16 protein-coding genes are annotated in these 13118 nt (G+C 74.8%); 5 read left to right on the forward strand and 11 right to left on the reverse strand.

Translation table 11 applies throughout. The features are described from left to right. Positions 1-13: 13 nt before the first annotated feature. Complete coding sequence (locus ACFVNO_RS23340; RefSeq protein WP_355268869.1) at positions 14-2281, reverse strand: excinuclease ABC subunit UvrA; 2268 nt, start codon at positions 2279-2281, stop codon at positions 14-16. 70 nt (positions 2282-2351) lie between these two features. Here ACFVNO_RS23340 and ACFVNO_RS23345 point away from each other — a divergent pair, with 70 nt between their 5' ends. After that, positions 2352-3164, forward strand: a complete 813-nt coding sequence (locus ACFVNO_RS23345) for a TetR/AcrR family transcriptional regulator (protein WP_355268871.1) — start codon at positions 2352-2354, stop codon at positions 3162-3164. Here the strand turns inward: ACFVNO_RS23345 and ACFVNO_RS23350 are convergent. Then, positions 3153-3992, reverse strand: a complete 840-nt coding sequence (locus ACFVNO_RS23350; protein WP_378895682.1) for an alpha/beta fold hydrolase — start codon at positions 3990-3992, stop codon at positions 3153-3155. The two genes, ACFVNO_RS23345 and ACFVNO_RS23350, sit on opposite strands and share 12 nt — an antisense overlap. Positions 3993-4128: 136 nt before the next feature. On the opposite strand from ACFVNO_RS23350, the gene ACFVNO_RS23355 reads away from it, so the two are divergent. Together ACFVNO_RS23355 and ACFVNO_RS23360 are read left to right on the forward strand one after the other, a co-directional pair. Then, the gene (locus ACFVNO_RS23355; RefSeq protein WP_378895684.1) at positions 4129-4464 is read left to right on the forward strand and encodes a hypothetical protein; all 336 of its coding nucleotides are present in this window, start codon (positions 4129-4131) and stop codon (positions 4462-4464) included. 118 nt (positions 4465-4582) lie between these two features. Further along, a complete protein-coding gene (locus ACFVNO_RS23360) occupies positions 4583-4939 on the forward strand; it encodes a hypothetical protein (protein WP_355268877.1) in 357 nt (118 codons plus the stop codon). Here ACFVNO_RS23360 and ACFVNO_RS23365 read toward each other — a convergent pair. Further along, entirely contained in the window at positions 4936-5586 is a 651-nt protein-coding gene (locus ACFVNO_RS23365) for a class I SAM-dependent methyltransferase (protein ID WP_355268879.1), read from the reverse strand. The genes ACFVNO_RS23360 and ACFVNO_RS23365 overlap by 4 nt on opposite strands. 157 nt (positions 5587-5743) lie before the next feature. On the opposite strand from ACFVNO_RS23365, the gene ACFVNO_RS23370 reads away from it, so the two are divergent. Then, positions 5744-6322 (forward strand): TetR/AcrR family transcriptional regulator, encoded by a 579-nt coding sequence (locus ACFVNO_RS23370; protein WP_378895757.1) that lies wholly within the window; start codon positions 5744-5746, stop codon positions 6320-6322. Between the two features lie 9 nt (positions 6323-6331). After that, positions 6332-7492, forward strand: a complete 1161-nt coding sequence (locus tag ACFVNO_RS23375; RefSeq protein WP_378895687.1) for a GDSL-type esterase/lipase family protein — start codon at positions 6332-6334, stop codon at positions 7490-7492. On the opposite strand, the gene ACFVNO_RS23380 is transcribed toward ACFVNO_RS23375, so the two are convergent. The 8 genes from ACFVNO_RS23380 to ACFVNO_RS23415 form a co-directional block, all read right to left on the reverse strand. Then, positions 7489-7962: a MerR family transcriptional regulator gene (locus ACFVNO_RS23380; RefSeq protein ID WP_378895689.1), complete on the reverse strand. Its 474-nt coding sequence runs from the start codon at positions 7960-7962 to the stop codon at positions 7489-7491. The genes ACFVNO_RS23375 and ACFVNO_RS23380 overlap by 4 nt on opposite strands. Before the next feature lie 9 nt (positions 7963-7971). Then, positions 7972-8838, reverse strand: a complete 867-nt coding sequence (locus tag ACFVNO_RS23385) for an SDR family NAD(P)-dependent oxidoreductase (protein WP_355268885.1) — start codon at positions 8836-8838, stop codon at positions 7972-7974. 54 nt (positions 8839-8892) lie between these two features. Further along, on the reverse strand, positions 8893-9228 hold the full coding sequence (locus ACFVNO_RS23390; RefSeq protein WP_378895691.1) for an ArsR/SmtB family transcription factor: 336 nt from the start codon (positions 9226-9228) through the stop codon (positions 8893-8895). Between the two features lie 81 nt (positions 9229-9309). Next, positions 9310-10092 (reverse strand): MerR family transcriptional regulator, encoded by a 783-nt coding sequence (locus ACFVNO_RS23395; RefSeq protein WP_378895693.1) that lies wholly within the window; start codon positions 10090-10092, stop codon positions 9310-9312. 12 nt (positions 10093-10104) lie between these two features. After that, positions 10105-10935 (reverse strand): alpha/beta fold hydrolase, encoded by an 831-nt coding sequence (locus ACFVNO_RS23400; RefSeq protein ID WP_378895695.1) that lies wholly within the window; start codon positions 10933-10935, stop codon positions 10105-10107. Positions 10936-11110: 175 nt separating this feature from the next. After that, the gene (locus ACFVNO_RS23405; protein ID WP_355268889.1) at positions 11111-11566 is read right to left on the reverse strand and encodes a nitroreductase/quinone reductase family protein; all 456 of its coding nucleotides are present in this window, start codon (positions 11564-11566) and stop codon (positions 11111-11113) included. A gap of 35 nt (positions 11567-11601) precedes the next feature. Continuing rightward, a complete protein-coding gene (locus ACFVNO_RS23410; RefSeq protein WP_378895697.1) occupies positions 11602-12171 on the reverse strand; it encodes an NUDIX domain-containing protein in 570 nt (189 codons plus the stop codon). A gap of 111 nt (positions 12172-12282) precedes the next feature. Beyond that, on the reverse strand, positions 12283-13077 hold the full coding sequence (locus tag ACFVNO_RS23415; protein WP_378895699.1) for an SDR family NAD(P)-dependent oxidoreductase: 795 nt from the start codon (positions 13075-13077) through the stop codon (positions 12283-12285). Positions 13078-13118 lie beyond the last annotated feature (41 nt).

Below are 13118 nucleotides of genomic sequence, written 5' to 3' on the forward strand. Positions count from 1 at the left end.
GCCGCCCGCCGGGTCAGCGGCCCAGGTAGGTGCGCAGGTGGCGGGCGGTCAGGGTGTCGCCCTTCTCGACCAGCTCGGCCGGGGAGCCCTCGAACACCACCCGGCCGCCCTCGTGCCCGGCGCCCGGGCCCAGGTCGATGATGTGGTCGGCGTGGGCCATCACCGCCTGGTGGTGCTCGATCACGATCACCGTGTTGCCGTCGTCCACCAGCCGGTCCAGCAGCGCCAGCAGCCGGTCCACGTCGGCCAGGTGCAGGCCGGTGGTGGGCTCGTCCATCACGTACACCGCGCCCTGGCGGGCCATGGAGATCGCCAGCTTCAGCCGCTGGCGCTCGCCGCCCGACAGGGTGGTCAGCGGCTGGCCCAGGCCCAGGTAGCCCAGGCCCACGTCGTGCAGCCGGTCCAGGATGACCCGGGCGTTGCCGGAGGCGAAGAAGTCCCGGGCCTCCACCACCGACATGGCCAGCACCTGGCTGATGTCCTTGCCGCGCAGGGTGTGGGCCAGCACCTCGGGGCGGAACCGCTTGCCCTCGCACTGCTCGCAGGTGGTGGCCACCCCGGCCATCATCGCCAGGTCGGTGTAGATGACCCCGGCGCCCTTGCACTCGGGGCAGGCGCCCTCGGAGTTGGCGCTGAACAGCGCCGCCTTGACCCCGTTGGCGCGGGCGAAGGCGGTGCGGATCGGGTCCAGCAGCCCGGTGTAGGTGGCGGGGTTGGAGCGCCGCGACCCCTTGATCGGCGACTGGTCGACCACCACCACGCCCTCGCGGCCCGGCAGCGCCCCGTGGATCAGCGAGCTCTTGCCCGACCCCGCGACCCCGGTGACCACGGTGAGCACCCCCAGGGGGATGTCCACGCTGACGTCCTTGAGGTTGTGGGAGGTGGCACCGGTGATGGACAGCGCCCCGCGGCCGGTGCGCACGTTCTCGCGCAGCCGCGCCCGGTGGTCCAGGTGGTCGCCGGTGAGGGTGCCCGAGGCGCGCAGGCCCGCCACGTCGCCGGTGTAGGTGATGCGCCCGCCCGCGGGTCCGGCGCCCGGCCCCAGGTCCACCACGTGGTCGGCCAGGGAGATGGTCTCGGGCTTGTGCTCGACCACCAGGACGGTGTTGCCCTTGTCGCGCAGGCTCAGCAGGAGGTTGTTCATCCGCTCGATGTCGTGCGGGTGCAGGCCGATGGTGGGCTCGTCGAACACGTAGGTGACGTCGCTGAGGCTGGAGCCCAGGTGGCGGACCATCTTCACCCGCTGGGACTCCCCTCCCGACAGGGTGCCCGACTCCCGGTCCAGGCTCAGGTAGCCCAGGCCGACCTCCACCAGGGAGTCCAGGGTGTGGCCCAGCCCGTCCAGCAGCGGCTTGACCGAGGGCTCGTCCAGGGTGCGCACGAAAGCGGCCAGGTCGTCGATCTGCATCGCCGAGCACTCGGTGATGCTGCGCCCGGCGACCTTCACCGAGCGGGCGGCGGCGTTGAGGCGGGTGCCCTCGCACTCGGGGCAGGTGGAGAAGGTGACGGCGCGGTCCACGAACGCGCGCAGCCCCGCCTGCATCTTCTCGCGGTCCTTGGACAGGTAGGTGCGCTTGATCTTGGGGACCAGGCCCTCGTAGCTGATGTTGTTGGTGCCGACCTTGACCTTGGTGACCGGGTGGTACAGGAAGGTCTCGCGCTCCTGCTCGGTGTAGTCGCGCACCTTCTTGTCCGGGTCCAGCAGGCCGGAGCCCGCGTAGACCTGCCAGTACCAGGTGCCCACCCCGTAGCCGGGGGCGGTGATGGCCCCCTCGTTCAGGGACAGGTCGGCGTCGACCAGTTCGCCGATGTCGATGGCGTTGACCCGGCCCAGGCCCTCGCACTCGGGGCACATGCCCTCGGCGTTGTTGAAGCTGAACGCGCTGGAGGGCTCCAGGCGGGGGGTGCCCACGCGGCTGAAGACCACGCGCAGCATGGCGGCCGCGTCGGTGGCGGTGCCCACGGTGGACCGGGAGTTGGCGCCCATGCGCTCCTGGTCGACGATGATCGCGGCGCTGAGGTTGCGCAGCGTGTCCACCTCGGGGCGGCCGACGTTGGGCATGAACGACTGGATGAAGGTCGTGTAGGTCTCGTTGATGAGCCGCTGGGACTCCGCGGCGATGGTCCCGAAGACCAGGGAGGACTTGCCGGAGCCGGACAGGCCGGTGAAGACGGTCAGGCGGCGCTTGGGGATGTCGACGTCGACCCCCGCCAGGTTGTTCTCCCTGGCACCGCGGACCTGGATGGTGTCGTGGCCGTCGGCCGGATGCTCGGTTCGCACGCTGTTCTCCAGGTTTCCTTATGCGATAAACTCTCAGACCGGTCGAGTTTATGCCATAAGGAGGACATTCGTGGTCGTGTACCCCGGGCGCGGAGACGCACGCCGCACGATGTCCCTGCTGTGGCGCTCCCCGGGTGAGGCGGCCCCCGCCCCGGCCGCCGGCCGCCGGCCCGAGCTCACCGTGGACCTGGTGGTGGCCACCGCCGTGGAGGTGGCCGACGCCGAGGGCATGGAGGCGCTGTCCATGCGGGCGGTCGGGGAGCGCCTGGGCCGCACCGCCATGTCCCTGTACACCTACGTGGCCAGCAAGAACGAACTCGTCGAGCTGATGTACGACCACGTCTTCGGCGAGCCCGCCGACGCCGCGGAGGCCGACCGCTCCCCCGGCTGGCGCGCCGCGACCGAGGCCTGGGCCGTGCGGCTGTGGGACTTCTACCTGCGCCACCCCTGGACCCTGGAGGTCTCCACCGCCCGCCCGGTGCTGGGCCCCAACGAGTACCGGCTCTTCGAGTCGCTGGCGGCGGTGCTGCACCGGGCGGGCCTGCCCCCGGCGCGCATCCGCACCGCCTACGGGACCCTGTTCAACCTGGTGCGCGGCCAGGTGCAGGTCGCCGCCGAGGCCCGCCGGGCGGGGGCGGTCACCGGGATCCCCGAGGACGTGTGGTGGCGCGAGCGGTCGGGCCTGCTGGACGAGGTCGCCCCGGACTTCGGCGCGCGCTTCCCCACCCTGACCGCGATGGCGCGGGCGGGGGCGTTCGCCAACGGGGACGAGTCCGAGCCCTACCTGGAGCAGGAGGCCCGCGAGACGTTCCGGGCGGGGCTGGCCTCCGTCCTGGACTCCCTGGAGGCGCAGCTGGAGGTCCCGGAGCACTCAGGCGCGTAGGAAGTCCAGCACCGCGGGGCCCTGCCCGATGACGGCGTGCCCGACGCCGGGCAGCACGGTGACCTCGGCGTGCGGGACGTGGGCGCGCAGCCGCCGCGCGGTGTCCGCCGAGTCGAGCATCAGGTCCCTGTCGCCCATCACGGCCTTCACCGGCATGTCCAGGGAGCGCAGGTCGGCGTCGGAGAACACGGGCAGGGTCTCGGTGCGCGGCCGGAACTCCCCGAAGGCGGCGGCGACCTCCTCCACCAGCGGCGCGTACCGGGGCTCGTGCAGCCCCAGGACGGCGCGCACCGAGCGGAGCCTGCCCCACCGGCCGAAGGGGGTCCAGGCCAGGGCCGAGGCCAGCCGCAGCGGGGTCTGGCGGCCGATGCCGCCGGGGCACACCAGCGCCAGCCGTTCGACCCGCCCGGGCCGGCGGACGGCGTGGTCCAGGGCGGTCCACCCGCCCAGGGACATCCCCACGAAGGCCGCCCGGGACAGGCCGAGTCCGTCCATGACGTCGTCCAGCCACAGGGCGACGGCGTCGGAGTCCAGGGCGGGGCGGGCGGGGGCGCTCAGCCCGGGCTCGCCGACCAGGTCCACGGCGTACATCCGCAGGTGCCGCGACCAGGTGGGGGCGTCGCCCGCCCACACCGAGGAGTTGGCCCCCGAGCCGTGCAGCAGCACCACGGGCGGCGCGTCGCGCGGGCCGCAGGCCAGGACGAACGTCTCGCCCTCCCGGGTGGGCAGGCGCACCTGCTCGGCGGGCACCGGCCAGGCGTCCAGCGCCTCCAGGTACCGCCGCCGGACCTCCCGCTCCCCGGCCTCGGACCGGTAGATGGCGTTCATCGGAACTCCCCTTCCTCCCCCATCACTCCCCATTGGAGTGCTTTTTTGTACTCTAAACTTCCCTTTAGTGGGGAGTCAAAAGGAATGTTGGGGAGTAGTGGTCGCGGATGTCGCACCCGTGGCCGATACTCGCCCCATGACCACCAAGGCATGGGACGAGAGCGGACGGACGGTCCACGACCCCACCCCCCGGGACGTGGACACGATGGTGACGGGCCTGGAGGCGGGCAACGAGTTCCTCATCGTCGAACGCGCCGACGACCACTACGTGCAGGTGCTGTGGAGGCATCGGGAGGGCCGGTACCAGCTCGAGTACCGCGACGGCGGCCCGACCGAGCACCACCGCACGTACACCGAGTCCCCCGAGGAGGTCGTCATCGCGATGTCGGGCTGGCTCACCGGCGCCCCCGCCTGGCGCGAGCCCTTCACGTGGGAGGACATCTCCCACTACTTCACCGGCGACGGCTCCTGAGCCCGGACCGCGGCCAGGGGCGGCGCGGACCCGACCGCGGTGCCGACCTGTGAAAACCGGGTGCGCGGCCGGGGCGGCGGGACTATCGTCGACCGGGCCCGCACCGAGGAGGGACCCCATGAGCACCGACCGGCCCCGCACCTTCGAGATCCTCGTCCCCGGCTTCGCCACCGGCGAGGAGGCCCTGGCGCAGGGCGGGGCCGTCGCCCGCCTGCTGTGCCCCGAACCCGAGCACGACGGCCCCTGCCCGATCCCCTGGAGCACGGGCGTGCGCCTGGAAGAGGAGGAGCCCGACCCCGTGGGCACCGGCCACACCGTCGTCGCGGGGGTGTACGCCACCGCCGGCGCGGCCCGCGCGGCGGCCGAGCGCATCGGGGAGTCCCTGGGCCGGCCGGCCCACCTGGTGGAGGTGCCCGCGCAGGAGTACCCCGAACTCGCCGAGCAGTACCGCATCGAACGCGGCCTGGAGGCCTAGGGCGCCTCGGCCGCCACGAACAGGAAGTTCGGCATCCTGACGTACGCCCCGACGCCCGGATCCGCCGCCACCGCCTCGCGCGCCGCGTCCGGGTCCAGCCCCGGCTCGGCGACCTCGCGCAGCCGCAGCCCCAGGGCGGCGACCTCGTTCAGGTACGCCGACAGCGGCCGGTGGAAGTCCGGCGCGGCGGGGCCGTGCACCACGTACTCCTCCAGGTAGCGGCCCTGCCGGTACTCGCCGTGCCGGCGCCGGCTCCCGGCCGGCCCCTCGAAGGCCGGGTGCACGATCCCGAAGACGAACGGCCCGCCCGGGACGGGCGTCCGGGCCAGGTCCCCCTGGACGTACTCCACCCCCAGGGGGTCGCGCTCCTCCCGCTCCCGGGCGAAGGCGACCATCGCCCCGGCGGGCTCCAGCCCCACCACCCGCGCCCCGCGCGCGGCCGGCATCCGGCTCAGGTAGCCGTCGCCGCTGCCCGCGTCCAGGACCCGCAGCCCCGACACCGGCCCGAGCATCCGCAGCAGGGCCGGGTCGGCCAGGTGCCGTTCGGCGAAGTCGCCGTCCCGGCCGTGCGCCTCCATGGCCTCCCGGGTGGCGGAGGCGTCCCACCGCGCGATCGCGGCCTCGTCGGTCCATTTCCGAGGGTCCATCCGCCGAACCCATGCTCCGGCCCGGTCCGCGGGAAGGGCCCCGCGCGGCCGCGCGTGCGGTCGGCGTGACCGGGATCGCACTCCCTACAGGGATTCAGTACTTACCTAAAGTCTTTAGGCATATGTAGGGTCGTTGCAGCCGAAAAGGGAGGTCATGATGGCACGCGCCGGGCTCAGCACCGGGCTCCTCGTCCGGGCGGGGGCCGAACTCGCCGATGAGGCCGGGTTCGAGCACGTCACCCTCTCCGAGGTCGCCCGCCGGTTCGACGTCAAGGTCGCGAGCCTGTACTCGCACCTGAAGAACTCCCACGACCTCAAGACCCGGATCGCCCTGCTGGCTCTGGAGGAGCTCGCGGACCGGGCCGCCGACGCCCTGGCCGGGCGCTCGGGCAGGGACGCCCTGGCTGCGCTGGCGGACGTCTACCGCGACTACGCCCGCGAGCACCCCGGCCGCTACGACGCCACCCGGTTCCGGCTCGACGCCGCCACCGCGGCCGCCAGCGCCGGACCCCGGCACGCCCGGATGACCCGCGCCGCCCTGCGCGGCTACGACCTGCCCGGTGCCGAGGAGACCCACGCCGTCCGGCTGCTGGGCGCCACCCTGCACGGCTACGTGAGCCTGGAGATGGGCGGGGGCTTCGACCACAGCGCCCCCGACACCGAGGCGACCTGGTCGCGCACCATCGACGCCCTCGACTCCCTGCTGCGGAACTGGCCCGCACCCGACCACCACTAGGAACCCGCCATGGACCCCGTCACCACCCCGGTCACCGCCGACCTGCTGCGCGGAGCCGTCGAGATCCGGCCCACCGCCCACGGCCCCCGCCCCATGCGCCTGCCCCGGCGGGCCCTGGCCCAGGCGCCCGACCCGATGATGGACCACATCGCCGCCCAGACCTCCGGCGTCCGCCTGGCCCTGCGCACCCGCGCCACCGTCGTCGAACTCGACGCCCTGCCCACCAAGCGCACCTTCACCGGCGCCCCGCCGCGCCCCGCCGGGGTCTACGACCTGCTCGTGGACGGTCGCCTCACCGCCCAGGGGCACGTCGACGGCGGGGACACCCTGGTCATCGACATGGCCACCGGTGCCGTCGCGCACCGCCGGGGCCCCGTCGGGACCGTCCGCTTCACCGGCCTGCCCGACCGGGACAAGGACGTGGAGATCTGGCTGCCGCACAACGAGGCCACCATCCCCGTCGCCCTGCGCACCGACGCCCCCGTGGCCCCCGCGCCCGCCGGCGGGCGGCGCGTCTGGCTGCACCACGGCAGCTCCATCAGCCACGGCTCGGACGCCGCGGGCCCCACCGCCACCTGGCCCGCCGTCGCCGCGCTGCGCGCCGGGGTCGACCTGGTCAACCTGGGCCTGAGCGGCAACGCCATGGTGGACCCCTTCACCGCCCGCACCCTGCGCGAGGTCCCCGCGGACGCGATCAGCGTCAAGCTCGGCATCAACGTCGTCAACCAGGACGCCATGCACCGGCGCGCCTTCGGCCCGGCCGTGCACGGGTTCCTGGACACCGTCCGCGAGGGCCACCCGGACACGCCGCTGCTGGTGGTCTCCCCGATCCACTGCGCCATCCACGAGGAGGTCCCCGGGCCCACGCAGATGGACATGTCCGCCCTCGCCGAGGGCCGGCTGTCCTACCGGGCCGGGGGCGACGCGGCCGCACGTGCGGCCGGTCGGCTCGCGCTCGCCGACATCCGCGGCGAGCTGGCCCGCATCGTCGCCGACCGGGCGGCCGACGACCCGCACCTGCACTACCTGGACGGCCTGGAGCTGTACGGGGAGGCGGACGCGGCCGAGCTGCCCCTGCCCGACTCCCTGCACCCGGACACCGCGGCGCACCGCCGCATTGGCGAGCGGTTCGCCGACCTGGCCCTGGGCGCCGGCGGCCCCCTGGCCTAGACCCCCTCGGGGCCGGCCGCTCCCCCGTAGGTCGCGATCTTGTAGTCGATCGCGGCCAGGGACAGGGCCAGTTCGCGCATCCGGCGGCGGGTGGCCTCGCGGTGCTCGAGCAGCATGGACAGCCGCTCGGGCACCGTGTGCTCCCCGGCGTCGACCAGCTCCACGTAGCGGCGCAGGTCGCGCACCGCCATCCCGGACAGCCGCATCCGGGTCAGGAACACCAGGCGCCGCACCGCCCCGGCGTCGTACACCCGGTGCCCGCCGGAGTCGCGGGCCACCCGGACCAGCCCCACGCGCTCGTAGTAGCGCAGTGTGTGCGGGGACAGCTCCAGCCGGTCCGCGACCTCGGCGATCGTCATCGGCCCGGTGGCGACGGCCGGGTCGGTGAGCCGGTGGATCGCCTCGACCGACGGCGGGGCGCCGTCCTCCAGGGCGGCCAGGGCCCGGTTCATCAGCTCATCGGTGGCCATGGCGCCAGACTAGACCGGCCGGACCGAGGCCGGCACCCCGGCGAAGTCGGCGTCGCGGGCGGTCCCGGCCCACCGCTCCAGCTCGGCCAGGCCGCGCCGGTGGGCCGCGCCCAGGCGTTCGACGGCCTCGCGGCCCAGCGGCAGCCGCAGCGGCACCTCCCCGCCGCGCACCAGGGACACGATGATCCCGGCCGCGCGCTCGGGGTCGCCCTCCTGGCGGCCGTCCGCCCCCGCCATGTCGGCGCGCACCGCCGCGAGCACGTCGCGGTAGACCGCGGAGTCGGCGGCGAACTCCAGCACGTCGGCGCCGTTGAAGCCGGTCCGGAACCGGCTGGGCTCCACGAGCATCACCCGCACCCCGAACGGCGCGACCTCCCCGGCCAGGGACTCCGACCAGCCCTCCAGGGCGAACTTGGACGCGGAGTAGGCCGACACCCCGGGGAAGGAGATCCGCCCGCCCTGGCTGCTCATCTGCACGATCGTCCCCGCGCCGCGGGCGCGCATGGCGGGCAGCACGGCGCGGACCAGGGCGGCGGGGCCGAACAGGTGCAGCTCCATCAGCTCGCGCAGCGGGCCGTCGCCGACCTCCTCGGCCGCTCCGACCACGGCCCGCCCCGCGTTGTTGACCAGCACGTCGATGCTCCCGAACCGGTCCAGGACCGCCCGGGCCAGGGACGGGGCGGCGGCGGTGTCGCGGACGTCGTGGGCCAGGGCCAGGAAGCGGTCGGGGTGCTCGGCGGCCAGGTCGGCGACGCCGCCGGGGTCGCGCACGGCGGCCGCCACGCGCTCGCCCGCGGCCAGGGCCGCCTGCGCCAGGGCGCGTCCCAGGCCGCGGGAGGCGCCGGTGATGATCCAGGTTTTCGGTGTCGTCGTCATGCGCGGGACGCTAGGCCTTCGAGCGCGCTCGAACGCAAACCCGCGCGGCTGGCCTCAGCGGGCGGCGGCCCGGTCCGCCCGGTCCGCGGCCACGACCGACTCCAGCAGGCCGGGGAAGGCGGCGTCGATCTCCCGGCGGCGCAGCGTGTTCATCCGCGAGGTGCCCTCGTAGTACTGGCGGATGAGCCCGGCCTCGCGCAGCACCCGGAAGTGGTGGGTGGCGGTGGACTTGCCGACGGGCAGGTCGAAGCCGCCGCAGGCGACGTCGGCCGAGGCGTCGTAGAGCTGCTCGACGATGCTGCGTCGCACCGGGTCCACCAGCGCCTCCAGGAGCCGCTGCAGGGTGAGGGCCGCGACGTCGGGGTGCGGTGGGATCCGCTCGGTGTGCATGCGGCCATTGTACGAGCGGGATCGAAGTTCGGCGCCGCACGGGCCGTCCGCCGCGCCCGGGGGCCGCCCACCCCCGCGGCCTCACCGGGGGCCGGTGTCCCCCTCGACCCGCGCCAGTCTGGTCCAGCCGGACCAGCCCCGGCCGCGCAGCAGCTCGATCAGCCGGCGGGCCTGCGGCACGGTGTCGAAGGCCAGCGCGTCCATCAGGCCGGCCATCGTCGGCTCCACGTCGACGTCGTCCACATAGGCGTCGCCCTTCTCCTCGGCCAGCCCGGTGATGTAGGACGCCAGCCCGTCGGCGAGCTCCTCCAGTCGCGGGTCGTCGTCGCGGTCCAGGACCGAGCTCAGGGTCCGGTAGAAGTCGGCGAACCGCGGGTCGCGGATCTGGTCCGTCTTGCGCGCGATCCACGCCGGGACCCGCTCGGGCGCGTGCGCGGCCAGCGGGATCCAGCCGTCGCGCTCGGCCCGGACGATCCGCTCGTCGACCCCGAGCTCCCGGAGCCGCTCCAGGTATCCGACCACCTCCGGCGGCAGCACCAGGCCGTCCCCGGCGGCCAGGCGGGCGATCTGCTCCCGATGGTGCTGCAACCGCAGGATCTCGGCCCGCAGCCGCGCGTCGATGTCGTCCACGGCCGCGGCGAACCCCTCCCGGTCGGCGCGCAGCAGCTCCCGCACCCGCGACAGCGGGACCCCGGCCCGGGCGAGTGTGCGGATCCGGATCAGCTCGATCACGGCGTCGGCGCCGTACCGGCGGTAGCCGGAGCGGTCCCGCTCCGGCTCCGCCAGCAGCCCCTCGGCGTGGTAGTGCCGCACGGCGCGCACCGTCACCCCGGCGTAGGACGCCAGTTCTCCGATGGTCAGCATCGGACCAGCCTCCTACGCGGTCGTCGCCGGACCGCCGTGCGCCCCGCGGATGATCCGGGCGATCTCCGCGGCGTGGGTGAACGGCATCCGGTGGTCGGCGTCGAGCCGCGTGACCGCGACGCGGGGCAGCTCGCGCACGAGCCGGTCGATGCCGGCGCGCCAGTTCCGGTCCAGGCGCTCCCCGTGCACCCCCGCGCCGCCCCCGGACAGGGAGGCCGAGGCGATCACGGTGACGGGCGGGACGATCCTCCGGTAGCGGTCGAGGATCCGCGCCCGGATCGCGTCGACCTCGATGTTGAGGTCCAGGATCTCGCGGCCGGTGAGGAGCACCTGCCGGTCGGTGCCCAGGTCCGCCGCGCGCCGGGCCGCCGCGTCCTCCCACATCGCACGGAACAGCGGCAGGAGGTCCTCGGTGACGAACGGCTCGGGAACCGGGTTCGCCCCGTCGATGAGAACCAGTCCGGCGACGCCGTCCGGGTTCTCCGAGGCGTAGTGCACGACCAGGTCCGCGCCCAGGGAGTAGCCCACCAGCAGGGGCGCCGCCCCCGGTCGCCGCGTGCGCGCCATCACGGCGGACAGGTCGCCGAGGAACGCCTCGAAGGTGTAGCGGCCGGCGGCCGGGGAGAGGCCGTGGCCCCGCAGGTCGAAGGCCACGACGTCGTGGTCGCGCCGCAGCAGCCCGACCAGTTCGCCCAGCTCGGCCCGGGTCGTGTCGAGGCCGGGGCACAGGACCAGCGGGCGGCCCCTGCCGCCGCGGGAGACCGCGATGGCGGCTCCGTCGTGGTGGATCGTGAAGTGGCGCACGGGGTCGCCGCCTTTCTCGGTACGGGTGGTGCGGCCCATGCTGGGGGGTTGACCCTGCGGCAGGGTCAAGCCCCGCGGCGCCGCGTCCCCGTCACGGAACCCGGCCACGGCGCGCGCGGCGATCGACGCCGCGCCGCTCTCCCCCCGGACTCACCGGAACCGGCTCAGCCTCCACGCCCAGGCCATCGCCCAGGCTGCCGCCTCATAGCCCCGGTCAGGCCGGGTCGGCCGGGTCCAGGACGACCACCGGGATGGTGCGGCGGGTACGGGGCTCGTAGTAGGTGCGGTAGACCGGGGCGCGCCCGGCCATCATGGCCCACAGGCGTTCGCGTTCGGCGCCCTGGGCGGTGCGGGCGCGCATGCGCAGGCGCCGGTCGCGCACCTGGACCTCCACCTCCGGGTGGGCGGTCACGTTGAGGTACCACTGCGGGTGGGTGTGGGTGATCGCCGCCCCCGAGGCGACCAGCACCAGCGAGTCCCCGTCGGTGCCGAAGAACAGGCCGGTGCGGTAGAGCCGCCCCGAGGTGCGGCCGCGGTGGGTGAGGACGAGGTTGGTCGTCCCGCCCTCCAGGTAGCCGCTGGCGCCGCCGGTGGCGATGTACCGGCGCACGTGTTCGGCGACCGAGGGGTCGGGGCTGTCGATGGGGCCGCTGTCGGCGGGTGTGCTCATACCCGTGAGAGTGCCCGCCCCGGGTCCGGACGGGCTCACGGCCGCCTCAGGAACACCTCAGGGTCCGGCCGCCGCGGACCATGGGGCACCGGCCCGCCCCTGCGAGCGCGCTCAGGCGCCCAGGACGGCAGGTACACGGTCTCCCCCGCCGCGGCGGCGGCCAGGCCCGCCGCGACCCGGCGGGCCGTGTGCGGGGCCAGCAGGCCGCCGACGCGGCCGGGGTCCGCCCACGTCCACCCGGACAGCTCCTCCGGGGGCAGCCTGAGCCGGGCGCCCCCGGGCAGCTCGGCGGTGAACAGCCAGTGCAGGGCGGTGGTGCGCACCCCCTCGGCCGCCACCCAGTCCACGGCGACCAGCCGCCGGACGGCGGCCGCGATCCCCAGCTCCTCGGCCAGCTCCCGGCGGCAGGCGGCCAGCGGGGACTCGTCGCGCTCGACGATGCCGCCCGGCAGGCCCCAGGGCGCGTCGGGCCTGTAGGTGCGCTCCACCAGCAGGACCTCCCCCGCCGGGGACAGGATCAGCGCTCCGGCCGCGCCCCGTGTCGCGGGCAGGCCCGCGAAGAACCGCCGCTCCGCCGCCTCGTCGGCCGCACTGTCGTCTCCCACCGCGCTGCATCCCTCCGGTCTCGGCTCGCAGGCCCCCCCGCGGGGGCCGCCGGGATCCCTACCCGGGAAAGCGCCGGGCACGGCCGGTCGGCCCCCGCGGCCGAGAGCGGGTCACGCCGTGTGCAGCCCCCCGTCCACCGGCAGGACCGCCCCGGTCACGTAGGAGGCCCGCTCGCTGAGCAGCCAGGCGACCGCCTGGGCGATCTCCCCGGGTTCGGCCGCCCGGCGCAGCGGGGTCCGGGCGTTGAGGACGTCGACGATGCCCGGGGACACCTCCTCCCAGGCGCCCACCATGTCGGTCAGCGTCGTGCCGGGCGCGACGGCGTTGACGCGGATGCCCTCGGGCCCGTAGGTGATCGCGGCCGACTCGGTGAGGCTGTTGAGCGCCCGCTTCATCGCCCCGTAGGCGGGCAGGAGGGCGTTGCCCCGCCAGCCGCCGACGGAGGAGCAGTTGACGATGGCGCCCGTGCCCGCGGTGGCGCGGATGGCGGCGACCTGGGCTGCCAGGGCCGCCCAGGTGCCCTTGAAGTTCACGGTGTAGATCAGGTCCAGGTCGGCCTCGGGGGCCTGGTCGAGCGGGCCGGGCGGCAGGGCGACCGCCCCGTTGTTGAAGGCGGCGTCGAGCCGGCCGTACACCTCGACGGTGCGCTCGACCGCGGCGCGGACGGCGTCCGTGTCGCCCAGGTCGCAGACCGTGTACTCGGCGGTGCCGCCAGCGGCCCGGATCTCCTCGGTCACGGCCTTGAGCCGGTCCCCGGTCCGGGCGGTGAGCATGACCCGGGCCCCCTCGGCGGCGAACAGGCGCGCCGCGGCGGCGCCGATGCCCCTGCTCGCGCCGGTCACCAGGACGGTCCGGTCCGCCAGCAGGCCGAGGGTGCGGGTGTCGTGTTCGTTCACAGTGTCCATGGCCATGAGCGTGGGCCCGGCGGCGGAACGGATCCAGGTAC

Source organism: Nocardiopsis sp. NPDC057823 (assembly GCF_042797335.1).
GTDB classification, from domain to species: domain Bacteria; phylum Actinomycetota; class Actinomycetes; order Streptosporangiales; family Streptosporangiaceae; genus Nocardiopsis; species Nocardiopsis changdeensis.

Coding starts and splice junctions, on each gene's coding strand:
- ACFVNO_RS23380 (WP_378895689.1), bottom strand. CDS start 7,962: ATGGCCACCGATGAGCTGATGAACCGGGCCCTGGCCGCCCTGGAGGAC.
- ACFVNO_RS23415 (WP_378895699.1), bottom strand. CDS start 13,077: ATGGACACTGTGAACGAACACGACACCCGCACCCTCGGCCTGCTGGCG.
- ACFVNO_RS23365 (WP_355268879.1), bottom strand. CDS start 5,586: ATGGACCCTCGGAAATGGACCGACGAGGCCGCGATCGCGCGGTGGGAC.
- ACFVNO_RS23400 (WP_378895695.1), bottom strand. CDS start 10,935: ATGGGCCGCACCACCCGTACCGAGAAAGGCGGCGACCCCGTGCGCCAC.
- ACFVNO_RS23370 (WP_378895757.1), top strand. CDS start 5,744: ATGGCACGCGCCGGGCTCAGCACCGGGCTCCTCGTCCGGGCGGGGGCC.
- ACFVNO_RS23360 (WP_355268877.1), top strand. CDS start 4,583: ATGAGCACCGACCGGCCCCGCACCTTCGAGATCCTCGTCCCCGGCTTC.
- ACFVNO_RS23405 (WP_355268889.1), bottom strand. CDS start 11,566: ATGAGCACACCCGCCGACAGCGGCCCCATCGACAGCCCCGACCCCTCG.
- ACFVNO_RS23395 (WP_378895693.1), bottom strand. CDS start 10,092: ATGCTGACCATCGGAGAACTGGCGTCCTACGCCGGGGTGACGGTGCGC.
- ACFVNO_RS23390 (WP_378895691.1), bottom strand. CDS start 9,228: ATGCACACCGAGCGGATCCCACCGCACCCCGACGTCGCGGCCCTCACC.
- ACFVNO_RS23355 (WP_378895684.1), top strand. CDS start 4,129: ATGACCACCAAGGCATGGGACGAGAGCGGACGGACGGTCCACGACCCC.
- ACFVNO_RS23350 (WP_378895682.1), bottom strand. CDS start 3,992: ATGAACGCCATCTACCGGTCCGAGGCCGGGGAGCGGGAGGTCCGGCGG.
- ACFVNO_RS23385 (WP_355268885.1), bottom strand. CDS start 8,838: ATGACGACGACACCGAAAACCTGGATCATCACCGGCGCCTCCCGCGGC.
- ACFVNO_RS23375 (WP_378895687.1), top strand. CDS start 6,332: ATGGACCCCGTCACCACCCCGGTCACCGCCGACCTGCTGCGCGGAGCC.